Annotated in this window: 16 protein-coding genes and 1 riboswitch; of the genes, 4 read left to right on the top strand and 12 right to left on the bottom strand. The window is 54.6% G+C overall.

The window, feature by feature from the left end; all coding sequences use genetic code 11:
* Positions 1 to 71 precede the first annotated feature (71 nt).
* The 6 genes from KP806_RS26450 to spoIIR all read right to left on the bottom strand — a co-directional run bounded on the left by KP806_RS26450 (position 72) and on the right by spoIIR (position 4923).
* Positions 72 to 677, bottom strand: a complete 606-nt coding sequence (locus KP806_RS26450; protein ID WP_224726746.1) for a TIGR01440 family protein — start codon at positions 675 to 677, stop codon at positions 72 to 74.
* A 63-nt stretch (positions 678 to 740) separates the two neighbouring features.
* On the bottom strand, positions 741 to 1202 hold the full coding sequence (gene rpiB, locus KP806_RS26445; RefSeq protein WP_224726745.1) for a ribose 5-phosphate isomerase B: 462 nt from the start codon (positions 1200 to 1202) through the stop codon (positions 741 to 743).
* A gap of 98 nt (positions 1203 to 1300) precedes the next feature.
* Positions 1301 to 1382: riboswitch (ZMP/ZTP riboswitch) on the bottom strand.
* A gap of 81 nt (positions 1383 to 1463) precedes the next feature.
* Complete coding sequence (locus KP806_RS26440; protein WP_224726744.1) at positions 1464 to 2042, bottom strand: arsenate reductase/protein-tyrosine-phosphatase family protein; 579 nt, start codon at positions 2040 to 2042, stop codon at positions 1464 to 1466.
* Positions 2043 to 2080: 38 nt separating this feature from the next.
* Positions 2081 to 2626: a manganese efflux pump MntP gene (locus tag KP806_RS26435; RefSeq protein WP_224726782.1), complete on the bottom strand. Its 546-nt coding sequence runs from the start codon at positions 2624 to 2626 to the stop codon at positions 2081 to 2083.
* Between the two features lie 348 nt (positions 2627 to 2974).
* A complete protein-coding gene (locus KP806_RS26430; RefSeq protein ID WP_224726743.1) occupies positions 2975 to 4036 on the bottom strand; it encodes an L-threonylcarbamoyladenylate synthase in 1062 nt (353 codons plus the stop codon).
* A gap of 140 nt (positions 4037 to 4176) precedes the next feature.
* Entirely contained in the window at positions 4177 to 4923 is a 747-nt protein-coding gene (spoIIR, locus tag KP806_RS26425) for a stage II sporulation protein R (protein WP_224726742.1), read from the bottom strand.
* A gap of 316 nt (positions 4924 to 5239) precedes the next feature.
* On the opposite strand from spoIIR, the gene KP806_RS26420 reads away from it, so the two are divergent.
* Together KP806_RS26420 and KP806_RS26415 are read left to right on the top strand one after the other, a co-directional pair.
* Positions 5240 to 6124, top strand: a complete 885-nt coding sequence (locus KP806_RS26420; RefSeq protein ID WP_224726741.1) for an RNA polymerase sigma-70 factor — start codon at positions 5240 to 5242, stop codon at positions 6122 to 6124.
* A gap of 377 nt (positions 6125 to 6501) precedes the next feature.
* Positions 6502 to 6939, top strand: a complete 438-nt coding sequence (locus tag KP806_RS26415; RefSeq protein WP_224726740.1) for a carboxymuconolactone decarboxylase family protein — start codon at positions 6502 to 6504, stop codon at positions 6937 to 6939.
* 316 nt (positions 6940 to 7255) lie between these two features.
* On the opposite strand, the gene prmC is transcribed toward KP806_RS26415, so the two are convergent.
* The 3 genes from prmC to ychF all read right to left on the bottom strand — a co-directional run bounded on the left by prmC (position 7256) and on the right by ychF (position 11163).
* Positions 7256 to 8248 (bottom strand): peptide chain release factor N(5)-glutamine methyltransferase, encoded by a 993-nt coding sequence (gene prmC, locus KP806_RS26410; protein ID WP_224726739.1) that lies wholly within the window; start codon positions 8246 to 8248, stop codon positions 7256 to 7258.
* Positions 8249 to 8734: 486 nt separating this feature from the next.
* On the bottom strand, positions 8735 to 9805 hold the full coding sequence (gene prfA, locus KP806_RS26405) for a peptide chain release factor 1 (RefSeq protein ID WP_224726738.1): 1071 nt from the start codon (positions 9803 to 9805) through the stop codon (positions 8735 to 8737).
* A gap of 257 nt (positions 9806 to 10062) precedes the next feature.
* Positions 10063 to 11163, bottom strand: coding sequence for a redox-regulated ATPase YchF (ychF, locus tag KP806_RS26400; protein ID WP_224726737.1), 1101 nt, complete (start codon positions 11161 to 11163; stop codon positions 10063 to 10065).
* Positions 11164 to 11328: 165 nt separating this feature from the next.
* On the opposite strand from ychF, the gene KP806_RS26395 reads away from it, so the two are divergent.
* The gene (locus KP806_RS26395; RefSeq protein ID WP_224726736.1) at positions 11329 to 11472 is read left to right on the top strand and encodes a hypothetical protein; all 144 of its coding nucleotides are present in this window, start codon (positions 11329 to 11331) and stop codon (positions 11470 to 11472) included.
* A gap of 380 nt (positions 11473 to 11852) precedes the next feature.
* Here KP806_RS26395 and KP806_RS26390 read toward each other — a convergent pair whose 3' ends face one another.
* The 3 genes from KP806_RS26390 to KP806_RS26380 form a co-directional block, all read right to left on the bottom strand.
* A complete protein-coding gene (locus KP806_RS26390) occupies positions 11853 to 14216 on the bottom strand; it encodes an S-layer homology domain-containing protein (RefSeq protein WP_224726735.1) in 2364 nt (787 codons plus the stop codon).
* Positions 14217 to 14374: 158 nt separating this feature from the next.
* Entirely contained in the window at positions 14375 to 14686 is a 312-nt protein-coding gene (gene trxA / locus KP806_RS26385; protein WP_224726734.1) for a thioredoxin, read from the bottom strand.
* 68 nt (positions 14687 to 14754) lie between these two features.
* Complete coding sequence (locus KP806_RS26380) at positions 14755 to 15174, bottom strand: RrF2 family transcriptional regulator (RefSeq protein WP_224726733.1); 420 nt, start codon at positions 15172 to 15174, stop codon at positions 14755 to 14757.
* A 325-nt stretch (positions 15175 to 15499) separates the two neighbouring features.
* Here KP806_RS26380 and KP806_RS27880 point away from each other — a divergent pair, with 325 nt between their 5' ends.
* A complete protein-coding gene (locus tag KP806_RS27880; RefSeq protein ID WP_318153840.1) occupies positions 15500 to 18562 on the top strand; it encodes an FAD-dependent oxidoreductase in 3063 nt (1020 codons plus the stop codon).
* Positions 18563 to 18930: the final 368 nt, after the last annotated feature.

Raw genomic sequence — 18930 nt, 5'->3', positions numbered from 1 at the left:
TTAATAATCCTCCTCAAATTGTGCTGCCTATTTATTGAAATAAAATCATAAAGATCAAGTTATTCCGCTGTCTATTCGCAGGTGTCCGCCGCTTGCTCGGGAGCGATTCGCGTTTCCAGCTCGTAAACCGCGCGCGCGCCGCCGATCAGCTTCGGCCGGGTCACCGCCATCGTCACATGAGCGCCGCCGATGCTGCGGATGCTCGGACGAACCGGCACCGCCACTCTCTTCAAATGCATACCGATAAAAGTATCCCCGATATCGATGCCGGCATGCGCCTGAACGGCTTCCACCAGGCACGGCTCTTTCAGCTGGCGGTATGCGTAAGCCGCCATTGATCCGCCCGCCTTCGGGACGGGCACCGCCGATACGAGCTCCAGGCCGAGCGCCAGCGCCGCCGAACGCTCGATGACAAGCGCGCGGTTCAAGTGCTCGCAGCACTGGAATACCGGCACAAAGCCGACTTCCGCCCGGACCCTCTCCACGCCCGCATAAATTTGCTCAGCCGTGTCGACCGTTCCGGCCGTTCCGATCCGCCGGCCCAATACTTCACTAGTACTTACACCGATTACCAGCAGCTGACTCACGGTAAGCCCGCCCGCCCGGACCAGCTCCCTTACGATCGTTTCCACCGAATCCGTAATGCCTTCCGGCCATAATCCGTCGTTTGCCGCCATAGTGCCCAGCCTCCTCATTGTGTGGTGACATTTGCACGCTGCGTTCGTTATTCGGGCAGGTTTCTAAGTGGTTTGCCCCGCGTATTGGTCCTCGATCTTCTTCACCTTGTTCAAGCGTCCTACATGGCGCTCGCCGCCCGAGAACGGCGTTTCCAGCCAGATGCGTACGATTTCCTGGGCAACGCCAGGACCGACTACCCGCTCGCCGATCGCTAGCACATTCGTATCATTATGGTCACGCGTTGCTTGCGCCGAGAACAGGTCATGCACCAGTGCACAGCGGATGCCCCGCACCTTGTTCGCCGCGATCGACATGCCGATGCCCGTTCCGCAAATCAGGATACCGCGTTCCGCTTTGCCGCTCGTTACAAGGTCGCATACAGGCAATGCATAATCCGGATAATCCACCGATTGGTCGCAGCTGCACCCGACATCTTCAACTTCGTGGCCGAGCGACAACAGATAAGGAACGATGACTTCCTTCAAGCTATAACCGCCGTGGTCGGCTCCGATTGCAATTTTCAACGTAAAAGACCTCCTTCGAATTGAACATCACAGTCCTAGTATACCTATTTTTGCAGAAAAAGACGAAAAAAAGAGCAAGACATGCTTATCAGCATGCTGCTCTTTGCCCAGGCGACCGGCCGTATATTCCGATGCTCCACCGTGGTTAACCCACTTCCGTCGCCAGTTACATCGGAAACCGAATATGTTCTTTTATAATAGCCGAATCCGTCCCAAAAATCAATCCGTTCGAAAGCGGACCGGCGCGGATTTACCGTTTCATCACCGTTTCGTCAGCTTGTCCAGCAGCTTGGAAAGCGCCGCTTCAATTTCCATTGCACAACTGTCGTAATTCGACAGGGAGCCGCCGAACGGATCGACGATGTCGAAGCTCGGAATACGCCGTTCCAGCTCCAGCAGCCGGTTCCGCTCCGCATCCGACAGCTGGCCGCCAAGCGCCTGCTTCATGTGCAGCTCCGTGTAGAGCCCCTCCAGCTCCTCGATATCCGCAAGCAGCCGTTCATCCTGATAAGCGAATTCCTTGAGCGTAAAGGTTTTATCGATGGCCTCCGGGTACCACTGCAGCAAACCCCGCTTGTGGCTGGAGGTCATCGTCAAAATAATATCGGACCACTTTACCGCTTCGCCCGTCAGCGCGCGCGACGAGCTCTTGTGCTCGATCTCCCGCCTGCGGAGCGTCTCCAGAGCATGCGCCGACACCGGAAGACCGTCTACAGTCGATACCCCAGCCGAACGGACCGCCACCGTCAGGCCCCGCTGGGCAGCCATCCGGCGAAGCATCGCTTCCGCCATCGGCGAGCGGCATGTATTGCCTGTACAAATAAATAAGATCCGTTTCATCATGCACAGCTCCCTTCAACTCGTGTTCAAGCGCCGTATTAAAATATAAAAAGAATACCGAATACGAACAAAATCGCTCCCCCGCACGCCTCGCCGTACTCTCCCAAATTGCCGCTTACCTTGCGGCCCAGAAGCAGTCCCAGCACCGACATCAGCCCTCCAAAAAAACCGAACAGCAGCACGGTCATCCAAATGTTCGCCGCGAACATGCCAAGCGTAATGCCGACGGAGAAGGAATCCACGCTCACGCTGAGCGCAAGCACCAGCAAGCCCCACGAGGACCGGTGATCGAAGGACTGCACCTCTTCCCCGCGAAGGGAGCTGTATATCATATGCCCTCCGAGAAGCAAGAGCAAAATACCGGCGGCCGTCGTCGCCACATCGCCGAGCAGCCCGCTGACATATTGCCCCGTGTACATGCCCGCTAATGGCATCATAACATGAAAAAGGGCGATCACGATGCCCAGCTTCAAAATATCCAGCAGCCGTATCCCTTTCAGGCCGATGCCAAGTCCCAGTGAAAAAGCGTCCAGCCCGAGCGCCAATGCGATAATCAGCAGCGTCAGGAGCTGCCCGGCCTGCATTTGTGCATCGATCAAAGCTAATCTCCCCCATGTCCGCTTGTTTTCTCTACCAAACATATGCGGACATGGGGACAAACATACTTGGCTAGATGAAACGGCTGTAGCCGCTTTGGCGGCACGGCGCGTTTCAATCCGAGAAATATAGGCCAAGTATGGAGAAAACTTATACTTTCCTATATTTCAAGCGTAAACGGCTGGTGCTGCGCACGAACGGTTAGGTGCATCTTTGCGCAGCCCGGTTCTGTGCCGTCCTTTGGCGGCAATAGCTTGCGTTTCGCGGTGAGACATAGGCATCAGTATTTGGAGTGAATCTTATACGATCCTATATCTAAAGCCAACGGTGAGGATCTACACGCGAACGACCCGGTTGCCTGCCGCCTTGACGAGGCGGTTCATCAGCGCTGCGCCGATGCCTCCCTCGCCGCAGCCTTCGGCCCACAGGCGCTGGACGCCGGCGGCATCCATCTCGCGGAGGGCGGCGTACAGGACATGCGCCGCGCCCTCCAGCTCATCCTCGCTGCCTAGCGACCGCAGCTGATCCGCCTCGTATGCGGCCAGCCGCTCCTCGAAGGCCAGCACGCCGGTTTTTTCGCCGCGGCTGCGCGCTGCTTCCTGACGGCTGCGAATATATTCCGTTACTTCTTCCGGCCGGCCGAGAACGAGCTCCAGCTCGCCTTTCGGAGCGTAGTGCGCGTATTTCATGCCGGGCGACCTCGGAGCCGACTCGCTCTCGCCGGTAGGCTCACTGTCAATGAATGCGCCGGGCAGCGCCTGCAAAAGCGCCTCTGCGGTGATACCGCCCGGACGCAAAATGCGGATCGTCCGCTCGCCGGCCAGCTCGACTACGGTCGATTCTAGGCCGACGCCCGTCGCGCCGTCGTCTACGATGCCGTCCAGCCGGCCGTCCAGATCGTCCAGCACATGATCGGCCAGCGTCGGGCTTGGCCTTCCCGAGCGGTTGGCGCTAGGCGCCGCCACGGGACAGCCCGCTTCCCTAAGCAGCGCCAGCGCCGCCCGGTGATCGGGAATGCGGATGCCGACCGTCGGCAGCCCCGCCGTCACGAGCGGCGACAGCGCACCTTCCCTTGCCGGCAGCACGATGGTCAGCGGACCCGGCCAGAACCGGTCCATCAGCTCGCCGGCCAGCTCCGGATAGGGAAGCACCAGTCCGTCAAGCTGGTCCCTGTCTGAGATATGGACGATCAGCGGGTTGTCGGAAGGCCGCCCTTTGGCGGCGAAAATCCGCTCGACGGCTGCCGAGCTGCGGGCATCGGCCCCAAGGCCGTACACCGTCTCCGTCGGGAAAGCGATCAGTCCGCCTTCTGCCAGCAGCGCGGCAGCCTCCTTCAGCTCGCCCCTGAGCCGGCTTTCGCCGGCTTCGCGGACCTTCCAAATTTTCGTAGTGGTCATGTCTATGCTTCAATCCTTGCTAAGTTAGTTATAGGCGTATACATAACGTTATTATACCATAAGAGAACCGCTACAAGCGGAAAAGGCATGCCCGCTTCTAGCGCGTACGTTCACGCGGCGGACATGCCTTCATCGGAAAATTAAGAGAACAAAGATTTGATAAAGTCGATCAGTGCTTCAATCATTTCCCACAGAAAAAATTTAACCTCCGGCGCTTGAACACCTGCAGAAGCTTCGTCTGCGGGAGCGGCCTGCACCTCGTCCTGCAGCGGAGCGGCTGCCGCCGTCTCGATGGAAGCGGAAGCCGTAACTGCGGCTGCCTCCCCCGTAGCGGAGTCAACGAAGCAGAGCGGCGGAAACAGCACGCACCACCAGTTTTCGCCTGCACCTGCGCCGAGCGTAATTCTCACCGCTTCGTATTCGCCGGCGGGATACACCTTGTTGCCGTACATTTTTGTAGGGAACGGTACGATGCCAAGTTCGGCCGAGGAGCCGTAAGTAAAGCCGCGGCTTTTCAGAACCTCTGCGGTAATCCGTTCAATTTCAGGCATATGCGCCATGATCGTCTCGCGCGCTTCCTCAATCGTTTGAGGACCCGTCACCCAGCCGTTCATCGCTTTAACGATCTCATCCCGTACCACGCGCTTCACGACCTGGTCAACGGGACGATCGGAATTTGCCAATATACGAAGGCGGATTGCTTCCTGCGGAATATCGCCGCTTGCGACCGCTGCGTCCATTTGCTGGACTTCCCAGCTCATAATAAGAAGAATAAGTGCAAATACGATAAAACCGTAGGATTTGCGGTAAGGAAATTTATAAGGGCTGACCGAACGGGACGGGGTGTCAACGGATTGATAGGAATGAAAGGAATGATAGCTGGACATACACACAAGCTCCTCTCGCCGCACCCGTCGGTGCGCTGCTTGCGTTCCGGAACGTCTCTATCCGTAAGTATGTCCGCTGCCGTCTCCCTCTAAACCTAGCAATCTATTTTTTTATACGTTTCCCGTTTCAGTGCTATACTAAGCAAAAGAATTGAACCCAAGCGTAAACGGCTGACGCTACGCACGAACCGTTAGCTGCATGTTTGCGCAGCTCGGTTCTGTGCCGTCCTTTGGCGGAAAAAGCTCGTTTCGCGATGAAATACAAGTCCAGTATATAGTGAAATTTATATTTTCTTATATTTGGATGAAAGGACAGGTGCCGCCCTTGGATTTCCAGCAAGCCTATAAAGAGTACAAGCCGCTGCTGCATTCGATCGCTTACCGCATGCTCGGTTCGCATGCCGAGGCTGAGGATCTGGTGCAGGACGTTTTCGCCGATTACAGCCGTCTGGAGCCGGAAGGCATCCGGAGCGTAAAAGCATATTTAACGAGGATGGTCACCAACCGCTGCCTGAACGAGGTGCAGTCCGCCCGCAAGCGGCGCGAGGTGTACGTCGGGAACTGGCTGCCCGAGCCGGACGTCAGCTTCACAGGCTCCGATCCCGCGGAGCAATACGCGCGCCAAGAGGACGTGTCGTACGCGCTGCTCGTGATGCTGGAGCGGCTGTCGCCTGTCGAACGCGCCGTCTTCATCCTCCGGGAATCGCTGGATTATGAATACGGCGAGATCGCCGAATGTTTGCAGAAGACGGAAGCCAATTGCCGCAAAATTTTCAGCAGGGCGAAGGAGAAGCTGCAGCTCGAGCGGGAATCGCTGCCTTCGAACGAACGCCGAGCGGAGCCGCTCATTACGGCCTTCATCGAAGCGGCGAGAAGCGGCAGGCTGGAGGAGCTGACCCGGCTGCTGACGGAGGACGCCGTTCTCGTCAGCGATGGAGGCGGAAGAGTGCGTGCGGCGATCTTCCCGATTTTCGGCAGGGAGCGTATCGGGGCCTTTTTGGAAGGAGTCATTCCAAAAGGGTTTCTCGGGGAAGAGCGCCGGCTTGCGTCGGTTAACGGACAGCTTGGCGTCGTGACATATGAAGCGGGACACGTCAGAAGTGTTATCAGCTTTCAAATGGACGCTGCCGAGGAGCGGCTGGAGCGCATTTTCGTCCAGCTGAATCCGGAGAAGCTCGGGCATGTGGAGACGCTTGGGTAGAGGAGGGGGAGTTGGGGTGGTCCAGGGTAAATGTAAGGGCAAGTGCATGTGTGGGTGCTCAGGAGTAAGTGCGGAGTAGGAGTAGGAGCAGTCAGATATAGATTCAGGTATAGGTATAGGTATAGGTGCGGGTATAGGTGCGGGTATAGGTGCGGGTGCGGGTGCGGGTGCGGGAGTAGCGGCAGGAGAACTAACAGAAGTAATAACAGGAGTAGTGGCAGGGTCATGCTTCTGCCCCAAGCTTCGGTGTTCATTTCGGACGCATATGAATTTCCGTTTCTTTGTCACAATCGGCGGCACTGTTTTGTCTTAGATAATGAGTCCGGTCGGAAAGCGGTATGGCTGGGCCATATTCAGAGATAAAGGAGATAGAAGTCATGTCACAAAGAACCGTCATTATTAAGGAAAATCCCGGTGCGTACCAGGCGATGCTGGGGCTGGAAAAGTATTTGGGGGAATCGAGCGTCAGCGCCAGCTTGAAGGAATTGGTCAAAATCCGCGCCTCACAAATAAACGGCTGCGCCTATTGCATCAACATGCACACCAAGGACGCAAGAAAGCTCGGCGAATCTGAGCAGAGGATTTATGCGCTTAGCGCTTGGCGTGATACGCCGTATTTTACGCCTGAGGAACGGGCGGCGCTTGCCCTGACGGAATCCGTTACGGTGATTACGAAGGAGCATGTGCCCAATGCCGTCTACGACGAAGCCGCCCGTTATTTCAACAAAACGCAAATGGGCGAGCTCATTATGGCGATCGTCACGATCAACGCATGGAACCGCATTGCCATCAGCACCGGGATGATGCCGGAGTAAACCTGCGCCAGCCCGCCAAACGCCGTTAGTGAGTAAATGGATTTAGTGTATCTATTTTTAACGGTTGCCCGCTTTCGCGGAAAATAACTGTATTCCATGTATCTAAACCGCAGATATTCGGCGAATTTATCCGATATGACCGATTTAGATACCAAAAATACAGGTATTTCCCGGCCCCGAAGTCGTGCTGGGCAAATAAATACATGGAATCCAGCTATCTCTGACGGCCACACAAACTGCACACCTCAAATTAAGCTTAGTCGGTCTACCGGCAGAGCAGCGCTGCCTCAATCACGCATTCGAGCAGTTTTCCAAGTCAATTGCGGACGGCCAAAACATGGCGCTCGATCCCCGCATAATCGGTGATGATGCGGATATCGTCCCATTCGCCCATATGGCGCATCATATCGGCGACCACGCGAGGCTGGCCGATGCCGAGCTCAAAAGCGACAATGCGAGGAATCGCGGCAAGCAGCGGAAGCTGCCCGAGCATGCGGCGGTACGGCTCCAGCCCGTCCGCCCCGCCGTCCAGCGCGAGACGCGGCTCATAGTCGCGGACCTCGCGCTGCAGCCCTTGCAAATCCGCCGCCGGGATATACGGCGGATTGGACACAAGCACATCGATGCGCAGCCCGATGTGCGGGGCGGCGGAGCCGCCCCCGCTGCCGCGCCCCGCCAGGAAGGGCGCGAGCAGGTCGCCCGGCACGAACGACATCCGGCCCGCCGCCTCATGGCGGGCCGCGTTCGTGCGGGCGACTTCAAGCGCGTCCGGCGACAGGTCGGACGCGCTTACGCGCCAAGCGTGACGCTGCGCAGCAAGCGTCACGGCGATGGCGCCGCTGCCCGTGCCGACGTCGACGACCGTCGGCACGCCGGCGCTGCCGCCCGGCGACCGCTCGGCGCCGCCGGCGTCCCGCTCCAGGGCCGCCCCGGGCCATAGGCGGTCGCCCGCCTCAAGCACGGCCTCGACGAGCAGCTCCGTCTCGGGCCGCGGGATCAGCACGGCCGGTGAAACGACAAACGGCCGGCCGTAAAACCATTGCTCGCCAATAATATACTGAACCGGCTCGCCACCGGCCTTGCGCCGCACTACCCGCTCCCAATCGGCCAAGCGCCCGGCCGGAAACGGTTCGCCTCCGTCACGCAGCAGAGCCGCCCGGTCCATCCCCAGCACATGCATCAGCAGCAGCTCCGCATTATTACGCGGCTCCTCGACCGCCGCTTCATTCAAAATCGCGGTCGCCCGCATACATGCTTCGCGAATCGTCAGCGGCTCTTCAAACCATTTTTCACCTTCCAACAGACTCATCCCCAACTCCCCTTCCTGCCATCAAACAAATGCCCAACTTTCCTTACGGGTCTAGGCCTAGACCAGAACACCTGTACTTTACTGCCATCCTGATTACTTATATCCTGATACTTATGCCCGCCAAAACTGCCTGCCCCTAACTCCAAATACCCAATCGCCCTCTACTTTGCAACGACATCATCTTGCCGCATCCGTCGCGCTGCACAAAATACAGCAGATGAAGTCATATCAGACGAACTAACGAGCTCCGCTGTATTTTTTACATCAGAATCGCGAGAACTCCCTGATTTCGCCCTATCCGAACGAATGACATCCCATTCCGCAGCAAAAAGTACAGCAAAACAACCATTTCTACTAAACTTACCCCATTCTAATGCAAAAAGTACATCAGAACAGTGCTGCCTAAAAAATCCGCAACAAAACAAAAAACCGGGCCGCCGCTTGCGTCGCGCAAGCCTCTGGCAGCCCAGTCCGGTTGTTCCTTTATTACACCATTTCCTGCTCCAGCAGGTCCGCCTGCTCGGCGATCGTCAGTGACGAAATGATTTCCTCCATGTCGCCGTTCATGACCGCATCCAGCTTATGCAAAGTCAAGCCGATCCGGTGATCCGTCACGCGGCTTTGCGGATAGTTGTACGTGCGGATCCGCTCGCTTCGGTCGCCCGTTCCGACCTTGCTCTTCCGTTCGCCGGCGTACTTCGCTTCTTCCTCCTGGCGGCGGATCTCGTAAATCCGCGCGCGAAGAACCTGCAATGCCTTCGCCTTGTTCTCGTTCTGCGATTTGCCGTCCTGACAGGTTGCCATAATGCCGGTCGGCACGTGCAGTACCCGAACCGCCGACTTGGTCGTATTGACGGACTGACCGCCAGCTCCGCTCGAGCAGAACGTATCGATCCGGATGTCCTTGTCGAGAATTTCGACCTCCACGTCCTCAACCTCCGGCATGACCGCTACCGTTGATGTCGACGTGTGAATGCGCCCGCCGGATTCCGTCGCCGGAATACGCTGCACGCGGTGCGCGCCGCTCTCGAATTTCAGCTTGCTGTATGCGCCTTTGCCGTTGATCATGAAAATAACCTCTTTAAATCCGCCCAGGTCATTCTCGCTGAAATCCATCAGCTCTACGCGCCAGCCTTGGGAATCCGCAAACTTCGTGTACATCCGGTACAGGTCGTAAGCGAACAAAGCCGCTTCGTCGCCGCCGGCCGCGCCGCGGATTTCGACGATGACGTTCTTGTCGTCGTTCGGATCCTTCGGCAGCAGCAAAATACGAATTTTCTCGTCGAGCCCCGTCTTGCGTTCGCTCAGCTCGTCAATTTCCATCTTAACCATCTCGCGCATTTCGTCGTCGAGCTTCTCCGCCTGCATCAGCTTGGCGTCCTCCAGCTGCTCCGACACTTGCTTATATTCCGTATAGGCGTCATAAGCCTCTTGTAGATCTGACTGCTCCTTGGATAGCTCGCGAAGCCGCTTCGGATCGCTGGACACATCCGGATCGCACAGCAGCTCGCTCAGCTTCTCGTACCGGTCGGCGAGTGCTTCTAATCGGTCAAACACGTTCCTTCACCTCTGTTTTTTTCCATTAGGATAATGCTTATTATATCATATCCGCGGCATCGTATCGACAACCAATCGTTGCCCTTTAGCCTTTACCCTCTACATATGCCTGTCAGCCGTCAAGGGTGACAACTCCCGCACCGGATAGGGCCGCCATAACTTCCCTCAGCCATACAAAATAAGCCCCGCAAGCGCATCGCCGCGCTTACCGGGCTTTTTGATCCGGCCGCGATTGCACGGCCAGTGTCATACACACTCTATACGTTAAAACGGAAGTGCATCACGTCGCCGTCGCGAACGACATAATCCTTGCCCTCGAGGCGTACCTGCCCTTTTTCCCGGGCAGCGACCATCGAGCCGGCCGCCAGCAGGTCGGAATAAGCGACAACCTCCGCGCGGATAAAGCCGCGTTCGAAATCGGTATGAATAACGCCGGCCGCCTGCGGCGCTTTCGTGCCTTGGCGGATCGTCCACGCACGCACTTCCTGCACGCCAGCCGTAAAATACGTATAAAGCCCAAGCAGCTTGTAAGCTGCGCGGATCAGACGGTTCAAGCCGGATTCGGACATGCCCAGCTCTTCCAGAAACATCGCTTTGTCTTCGCCTTCCAGTTCGGCGATTTCCGATTCCACCTTCGCGCTGATCGGCACGACTTCAGCGTTCTCCTGCGCCGCGAACTCGCGCACCTTCTGCACGTATTCGTTGCCGTCCGTATCGGCCACTTCGTCCTCGCTCACATTAGCCGCATACAGCACCGGCTTCATCGTAAGCAGATGCAGATCGCGGACGAGCAGGCGCTCGTCGTCGTTCAACTCCAGGCTGCGAGCCGGTTGGTCGTTATACAACGCTTCCTTGATTTTCTCGAGCACTTCAACCTCTTGTGCAACCTTCTTGTCGCCGCTTTTCAGGTTTTTGCGGGAACGCTCGATTTTCTTGTCGACGGAATCGATATCCGCCAAAATCAGCTCCAGATTGATCGTCTGAATATCGCTGATCGGATCCACTTTGCCGGAGACATGCGTAATATTCTCGTCCTGGAAGCAGCGCACCACGTGAACGATCGCGTCAACCTCACGGATATGCGCCAAAAACTTGTTGCCAAGCCCTTCGCCCTTGCTCGCTCCTGCCACAAGACCGGCAATATCGACAAACTCGAACGCCGTCGGCACGATGCTCTTCGGAACAACAAGCTCGACCAGCTTGTCCAGACGCTCGTCCGGCACCTCAACGACTCCGACGTTCGGATCTATTGTACAAAAAGGATAGTTGGCGGATTCCGCCCCTGCCTGCGTGATCGCGTTAAACAATGTCGACTTGCCTACGTTCGGCAGTCCGACGATACCAGCTTTCAATGCCATGCTCAAAGACACCCCTGTTTCCCGAAAATAAATAGCTCCCGCTATTATACCCCAGTACCCCCTACTTTGAAAGTGCCGCGGCGCGGAATGGTTGACGGCATCGGGGAAATACTAGCATTGCGGACGGCTTCACGGCCAGCCATCACATTCGAGGAGATGATCGAAATGGAAAACCAGTCGCACAAGGGCAACTACAAAGCCACAACGAACATGAAAGCGAAAAACCAGGACATGGCCTTCGTTAACGACAATGTGGAAGATGCCAAGTCCGTCACGAACTTTTCCACGAAAAAGAAAAAATCCGACTAACCTCTCTCAGACAAAAATACAGGAGAGCCGCTGCGCATGAAGCTCTGCGCTCTCCTATCCCGCAACCTTCTCCTTCATATGAATGCTCTTTTTTTCCGCCACTGCCCTCTTCCGCACACACCTGTGTATTCATAACTGTAGTTTCTGCTATTATTTTCGCGGATTCATATTACACCAAAAAAATAACTGGATTCCTGGTATCAAATCACAGTAAAAGCCGCCATTCAGCTCATTTCTTGCGATTTAGATACATCGAATCCAGTTATTTACCATTATTTATTCATTTAGACTAAAATAACTGTACGAAACCCAGCTAATCGGGTCGCATTACCCAGCCATTTCAGAATTACTCAGCATTACTTAGTATTACTTAGAAATCCTTACATCCGAATCGGAGCTTCCTGCAGATCGGCCCGCGTTTGAAGGTAACGGAAAAACGCCGTCGCCGCCTCGGCGCGCGTCACTTGCTTGGCCGGCTGGAACTTGCCGCCCGTCAAGCTCATGATCTTCAAGCCAACGACGATCGCCGCCTGCCCTTTGTTCGTGATCTTGCTCGCGTCCGCAAACGACGTATTAAAGATCTGATCATGATTTGCCAGCGAATTGTAGCCGAGCGCTCTTACGATCAGCTCCGCCATATCGTCGCGCGACACCTTGCCCTCCGGATTAAACGAGCCGTCACCCAGATCGATCAGATTCTGCTCCAGCGCGCTTTCTACATAGACGAAGTAGCTCGAATCCGCGGCAACGTCGTTGAACGACTGTTTCCTTGCTGCACCGTCCGCTGTTGACAAACCGTACGTCCGGCCGCTGTTTCTGGCGAGTACGAGCATCTTGATCAACTCTCCCCGCGTAACCTGCTCATTCGGCCGCACCTTGCCGTCCTTGACGTCCAGCGCTTTGTAGGCGACCATCAGCTCCAGCTGGCGCTGCGCCCAGTGGCCGTCGATGTCAGTTGCTTTCGGCTTCTCCAGCTGCGTGGTCTCTCCCGTGCCCGAGTTGCGCCATTCTCCTGTCTCGGCATCCAGCACCACGTCTTCGTCGATCAGACGCGGCACGAGACGGTAGACGAGCTCCGCTTCGGTCTTCGTTTCGACTTTATCCGCTTCAAGCTCACCCGATGCAAGCATGAGCTTATATTTCTCGACCGGAATCGGCTGGCCGTTCCACGAATACTGCTGCACGAGGCGGTAAGTCAATTGTGTCCGGTAGTAAGTCAGCCAGCTGTCCACCGCTTTCTGCTTCGAGATGAGCGATGGAGCCTTGTCCGGATAATCAAAATTTTGAATATAGGCGTCATAGTTCGCGACATCGCCCGTCTTGGCGTCGATGGCTACATTAATGCTGTCATATTGCGCATCTGCGCCGTTAACCTTATGAACGAAGCTGAAATAATACTGACTGGTTTCGCGCTCCTTGTACTGCTCCGGATCAGGCTTCACGAAATAAAGCTCGTGTGTCAGCCACGGAAGATGTTTTTTCACGGCATCGACGGCAAGGTCCGAAGCCTTCTCCAGCGTGATAGCCGGGCTGCCCGCGGGCTGACCATTATAATAATAGATGTAAAAATTACGAACGGCGCCCGTGAGGCCGTCCACTGCCGCCGACGCGCTTCCCGCTTCTTTGCCGTCTTTCTTGATGCTCCAATTCAAATTCCAGCTTGCTTCCGTTTTGCCGAGGTACTCGTTTTGGTATTCATTGTAGCTCGAGCCGCTAAGTTCCGCGCCCTCCGGAAGCTCGAATGCGGCTTTGACCGCTTCGACCGCCTGCTTTTCGGTTACTTTGCCGGCCTTCGGCTTCTCGCCGAGCGGCTGCGCTGTAACCGGCGTTTCCGATACCTTTCCCGCTCTGAAATACCTTTCCTCAGGCTGCCCCTTTACCTCGCCCGTTACCGCATCGATCGCGATCGGCTGCAGGCCGTAAACGAGCAGCGGCTTGCGCTTGCCTTGCGAATTATATGGAATAATATAAGAAAGCTGCGGGGCCGCCGCAGCGCGAAGCTTATCGTTAGCCTGCTCCGCCGTCAGCTTCGATTCCACCTTCGGGAATGTGACCGTATCGTCCCACACCAGCGAATATCCTTTTACATGCCCTTCGCTGTCCACCTCAACCTGTATAAAGTTGTCCACGTACGGAATTTCGTTAACGATACGATCGTAACGCAAAGTATGGACGACCTCTCCTGTCAATGGCGGCAGCACCTGTACGCCGAACTCCGGGTTGTAAGCGATCTGATCCTTGTACTCGGATGCCAGCTTGCCGATAAAACCGAGCGCAATCTGGCCGGCGGCTTCGCGCTCTACCTTAAGCGGATATGTAGGCTTGGCAGACGGGTTATTGACATAACTGTTGAATTCCAGCAGCTGGCCGTCATCGGCGCTCAACCGGACATAAATGCTGCCGACATGTTTGCCGTTTGTTTTCTTCACAAAATCGAGACTCCAGACGTTGCGCTTGCCGCCGGCCAACATATCCGTCGAGAAGCTGGCCCCCTGCAGCGAATAATCCTTCGGAATGCTGACATACTGTCTGGCGAGCGCTTCCGCCTTTTCCTTCGTCACGTCCGCCTCGATTGGTGCAGAGTCAGAAACGGTCACGGCAGATGCTCCTCCTCCCGGCGCCGCAACAGCACTCGACCATACAGGATTGTTCACGCTTTCAGCATATGCCGCAGCCGGCAGAGAGCTCATCAGCATAGCCGCAGACAGTACGACGGCTACCTTCTTACGATTATTTTTCATCATCAATATCCCTCCCATGCTTTCCAATTTCTTCATGAACTAGACGAGCCATACATTCGGGAGGTTGCAGTCCTGCCCAAAAAAATATCGCCCGGCGTTCAGCACAAGCCAAACGCCGGGCGATATTTTTTAAATTCATGCGGTTATTCTTAATCCGTGTCTTACAGCTGGCCGGAAATTTTCGATTTCAGCGCATCCTTGCTTTGTACGCCGACCATTTTGTCAACGGGCTGGCCGTCTTTGAACAGAATAAGCGTAGGGATGCTCATTACGCCGAACTGGGAAGCCAGTTCAGGCTCTTCGTCTACGTTGATTTTCGCGATTACAGCTTGGCCTTCAAGCTCGGTGGAAAGCTCCTCCACGATTGGAAGCTGCATTTTGCAAGGTCCGCACCAAGGGGCCCAAAAGTCTACAAGAGCTACGCCGTTTTCCACGCTTTGAGCAAAGTTTTCTTTCGTCAATGCTACTGCCATTTTCAATCATCCTCTCCAAACTAATGTGTATGATGAAGGGTTTACCCGTCTCATCGTTTTCAAAAACACTAACCGCAGGCGCGGATTTGCTTAAGCACATCTTCAATCGTAATGGCGCTGAAATGGTTCTCGAGCTGCTTCTCCGCCTTGCAGAAGATGCCGAACATCACCTGATTCATATTCGAGCCGACCACGCAATCCATATCCGGATTGCCCGAGCACCAGCTCGGGATAAGCGAGCCCTGTGCCATTACACGGTAGATGTCGGCCAGTGTCACAACGCTCGGATCGATCGTCAGCCTGTAGCCGCCGCCCGAGCCTTCGCGCGTATCCACAAAACCGCTGCGGCGCAAACCGCTCATTACCTTCCTGACGCGTGCGGAATGAGTTCCGACATTCTCGGCAATCATATCGCTGCTCGCCATTCTTTCCGGCAAATAAGCCAAGTAAACGAGACTGTGTACGGCAATCGTAAATTCGCTGTTCACTGTTTAGGGCCTCCCTGCTTTGTACTGTAATTTTATCAGTTACAGTTACATTTGTCAACAGTCAGGCTGCCGCTTCCCATCCCCTAGCATGCGACGGATCAGCATCGCTTATTCGCCGGAAATGGCAGAATGGAACTCTATTTATAATCAGCCAAATACTTCTAGAATAGAATAGAGATTTTTGACAGATTCCTATCGGCCGACAGGTATGCGAAACGCGCAAAACGGGCATAATAAGTGCGCTCAAAAAGTTGCAAACCCTTCTCTATAATGCTAACATCGAACATGTTGTACTTCACTAAACCGGATTAGGAAAGGTTTGATTATGACTACGAGCCAATTGAAAAAAAACGGGCATATCCCTGAGCTGCAAATTGTACGGGCTTTGGCGATTCTTGGCGTTCTTTCCGTCCATGCCAGCGCCTCGGCAACGATTACCATGAAAGAATCGGGCTATTATTTCTTTTATAATTTCATTAATATTTTCATGAAATATGGTACGCCTACCTTTATTTTACTCAGCAGCTTCGTTTTATTCTACAGCTATTATTCCCGCCCGCTTGATCGCAAACTGATTACGGGCTTTTATAAAAAACGGCTGCTTTACATCATAGTTCCCTATATTTTGTTTTCGACGGTTTATTTTGTTTTGGGCAGAATTCTCTCGGATTTGCCTATTTTTTCAATAGATTCATTGGAAGATTATTGGGAGCGGCTGCGCACCGGCAAAGCGTTCGCCCATCTTTATTTCGTATATATAAGCATTCAATTTTATTTGCTGTTTCCGATTTTGCTGTGGCTCGCCAAAAAATGGCGCCCGCTCGTTCATTTTCTGATTCCGCTCGGGTTTGCTATTCAATGGGGCTTTTTCCTTATTAATAAATATGATTGGCAAGTCGAAAACAGGGGAAGCTGGTCGCTCTCTTATTTCTCCTTCTTTTTCCTCGGAGCGGCTTTAGGCATTTATTACCCGAAAATCAAAAATTGGATGATCATGAATAAGGAAAACGCCAACCCTTACCGAGTGACCGCTTGGATTGCCGTATGGGCGGCATGGCTTATACTTGCTTTTACCCATGTTAACACTTTTTATAACGCCCGTGCCTTTGGCAAAAGCTATGACGGGTTATGGTTCGATTTTTTATGGAATTTCCATTCGGTCTTTTCGGCTCTTGTGCTTATACAAGCCGCATTTATTATTTACCGAAGCTTTCCGTCTTTTGTCTCCAAACCTCTTTATCGGATCGGGGAATTATCGTTCGGCATTTATTTGATTCATTTATTGTTCTTGTCCTTTATTTACGACAGGTTTATGCCAAGCTTCGGCATTACGTGGAAGGCGCACTTCAGCTATTTGGGAAGCTGGCTGTTCATGCTGTTCGGCTCCTGGGCCGCAGTAGCTTTTACAACCCGGTTCATCCCGTTCTCCTGGATGCTGTTCGGCAACGTCGCCGGCTCCAAGAGAAGCATGACGATTACGAAAAAAAATGCGGTCATCACCGCAGCTGCAATTGCCATTCTTGCTGCGTCCGCGCTGATCGGCATTTGGATCAAGTCGGAAGAGACCGTCAACAAGCACGAGCGGCAGCAGCTATTGGAGGTCGTCTCGTCAGAAGTCGTTAGCGAGCAGTATGACGTCATCGTCGCCGGCACCGATCCCGAGGGGGTCGCCGCAGCCGTATCCGCCGCGCGTAACGGACTAAAAGTGCTCTTGGTTGACGGCAAAAACCGCGAAATTCTCGGCGGCCTTATGACCGTAGGCGGATTGAATACGCTCGACAATAACTATTCGCCGGTGCAATCCGGCATTATCGGAAAACATAATTTTTTGAATAAAGGCATTTTCCAGGAATGGTACGACCAGGTCGAAGGCACCTCCTTCGATACGAATACCGCGGCTAACGTCTTTTACAAATTAGTTTCGGGAGAGCCGAACATCGACGTCGTCATGAAGGTTCAAAGCATGGAGCCCATTATGGGAGATGGAAAAGAAGGAAATGCGGCGATCGACGGCCTGCATATCGTCAAGGAAGACGGCACCGAGCAGGATATTATGGCCAGCGTCGTCATCGATGCAACGCAGGACGGCGATATCGCGGCCGCAGCCGGGGCGCCGTTCACGATTGGCCGTGAGGATCTGGGCAGGCCGGAGGCTCAAATGGCCGTTACGCTAGTGTTCAAGCTGAGCGGCGTGACGCAGGACATTTGGGATTCGTTCGGCAGGCATGAGCGCTCAGGCGTCGATGCGATGAGCGGCTGGGGCTTTTTTGAAGCGGCCGAATATCCATCCTCCAATCCGGAGCGCGTCAAGATGCGCGGCTTGAATATCGGCAGGCAGAACGACAATACGATTCTGATCAATGCGATGCATATTTTCGGAGTTGATCCGCTCGATCCGGCTTCCGTACAAGCTGCAATGGAGACAGGCAAGGCCGAGGCTCCGCGGATCGTAGAGTTTCTGAAGAAGAAATTTCCCGAATTCAAGGATCTCAAGTTCGCAGGCACGGCCGACGAGCTGTATATCCGGGAATCCCGTCACTTTCAGGGCGAATACCGCCTGACGATGGCCGATCTGATGGACAACCGCGATCATTGGGATGCCGTTGCTTACGGCTCGTACGATGTCGATATGCAGAGCATCAACTATCAAGACCCCGGCATTATTATGATGTCGCCGATTCAATACGGCGTGCCGTTCCGGACGCTTGTGCCGCTGAAGGTAGACGATCTGCTTGTCGTCGGCCGTGCGTCAAGCTTCGATTCCATGCCGCATGGCAGCGCGAGGGTCATCCCGCTTGGCATGGCTACCGCCGAAGCGGCGGGGGCCGCCGCGAAGCTTGCGCTCGACAACGGCATGACGGTAAGGGAGCTGTCGCGTTCGGAGGAGCTCATCGCTCAGCTGCGCGCCAATTTGGAGGAGCAGGGCATGGATCTGGAGATGAATGACTTCGAGCCTCCTTATTACACGAAGCATAAAGCCTACAAAGCGCTCATTACCGCCGTCAGCATGATGAATACGAGCGGCAACTACGATAACATGCACTTTGACCTTGACGGCATCTCCAACAACGAGCGTTTCGTTTACAAGCTGCTGAATGTGAAGAAGATTTTGCCGGATTACTTTAAAGGCGATCCGATGCTGCTGATTAAAGGCGTCAAAAATGCCGGTTCCATCCCGCTTACGCTGGAGCAGGCGGTCAAGACGATCGCGGCGGCGATTCACAACGACAACACAGACACGCTCACCCTGGATGAGATGCTGGAGCGCGGCTGGATTACGCAGGAGACGATCGATGCCATTACCGACAAAAACGCGATTACGAATGGCGAATCGTTTATGCTGCTTCGCGATGTGCTTGAATTTTACGCAGATACGGTATTTGAGTAACATCAAGCGTAAACGGCTGACGCTACGCACGAACCGTTAACTTCTTCTTGCGCAGCTCGGTTCTGTGCCTTCCTTTAGCGGCAAAAGCTCGTTTCGCATTGAAAAGAAGTCATTTATACGTTTATAGTTGAAGCAAAAACCGGTCCGGGGGTCTTCCCCAGGCCGGTTTTTTGGTGCCCGGACATCGGCTGCTCCGCGTTCTGCTGCAATTTGTGCATTAGAACGGGGATGATCATGTTGTTCGCTCAGCTCTGCTGCATTTGTTGCATCAGATTTGTACCTTTTCGGCTTTATCGGGGTGTTTAAGGTTCATTCTGATGCAAAAGCGGCTAGGCCCCTTAATTCTGGAGTCTCCCACCGTCAATTTG

This window comes from Paenibacillus vietnamensis (assembly GCF_020169515.1).
In the GTDB taxonomy this organism is placed as follows: Bacteria; Bacillota; Bacilli; order Paenibacillales; family Paenibacillaceae; genus Pristimantibacillus; species Pristimantibacillus vietnamensis.
This window is presented reverse-complemented; position numbering and strand designations above follow the sequence as displayed.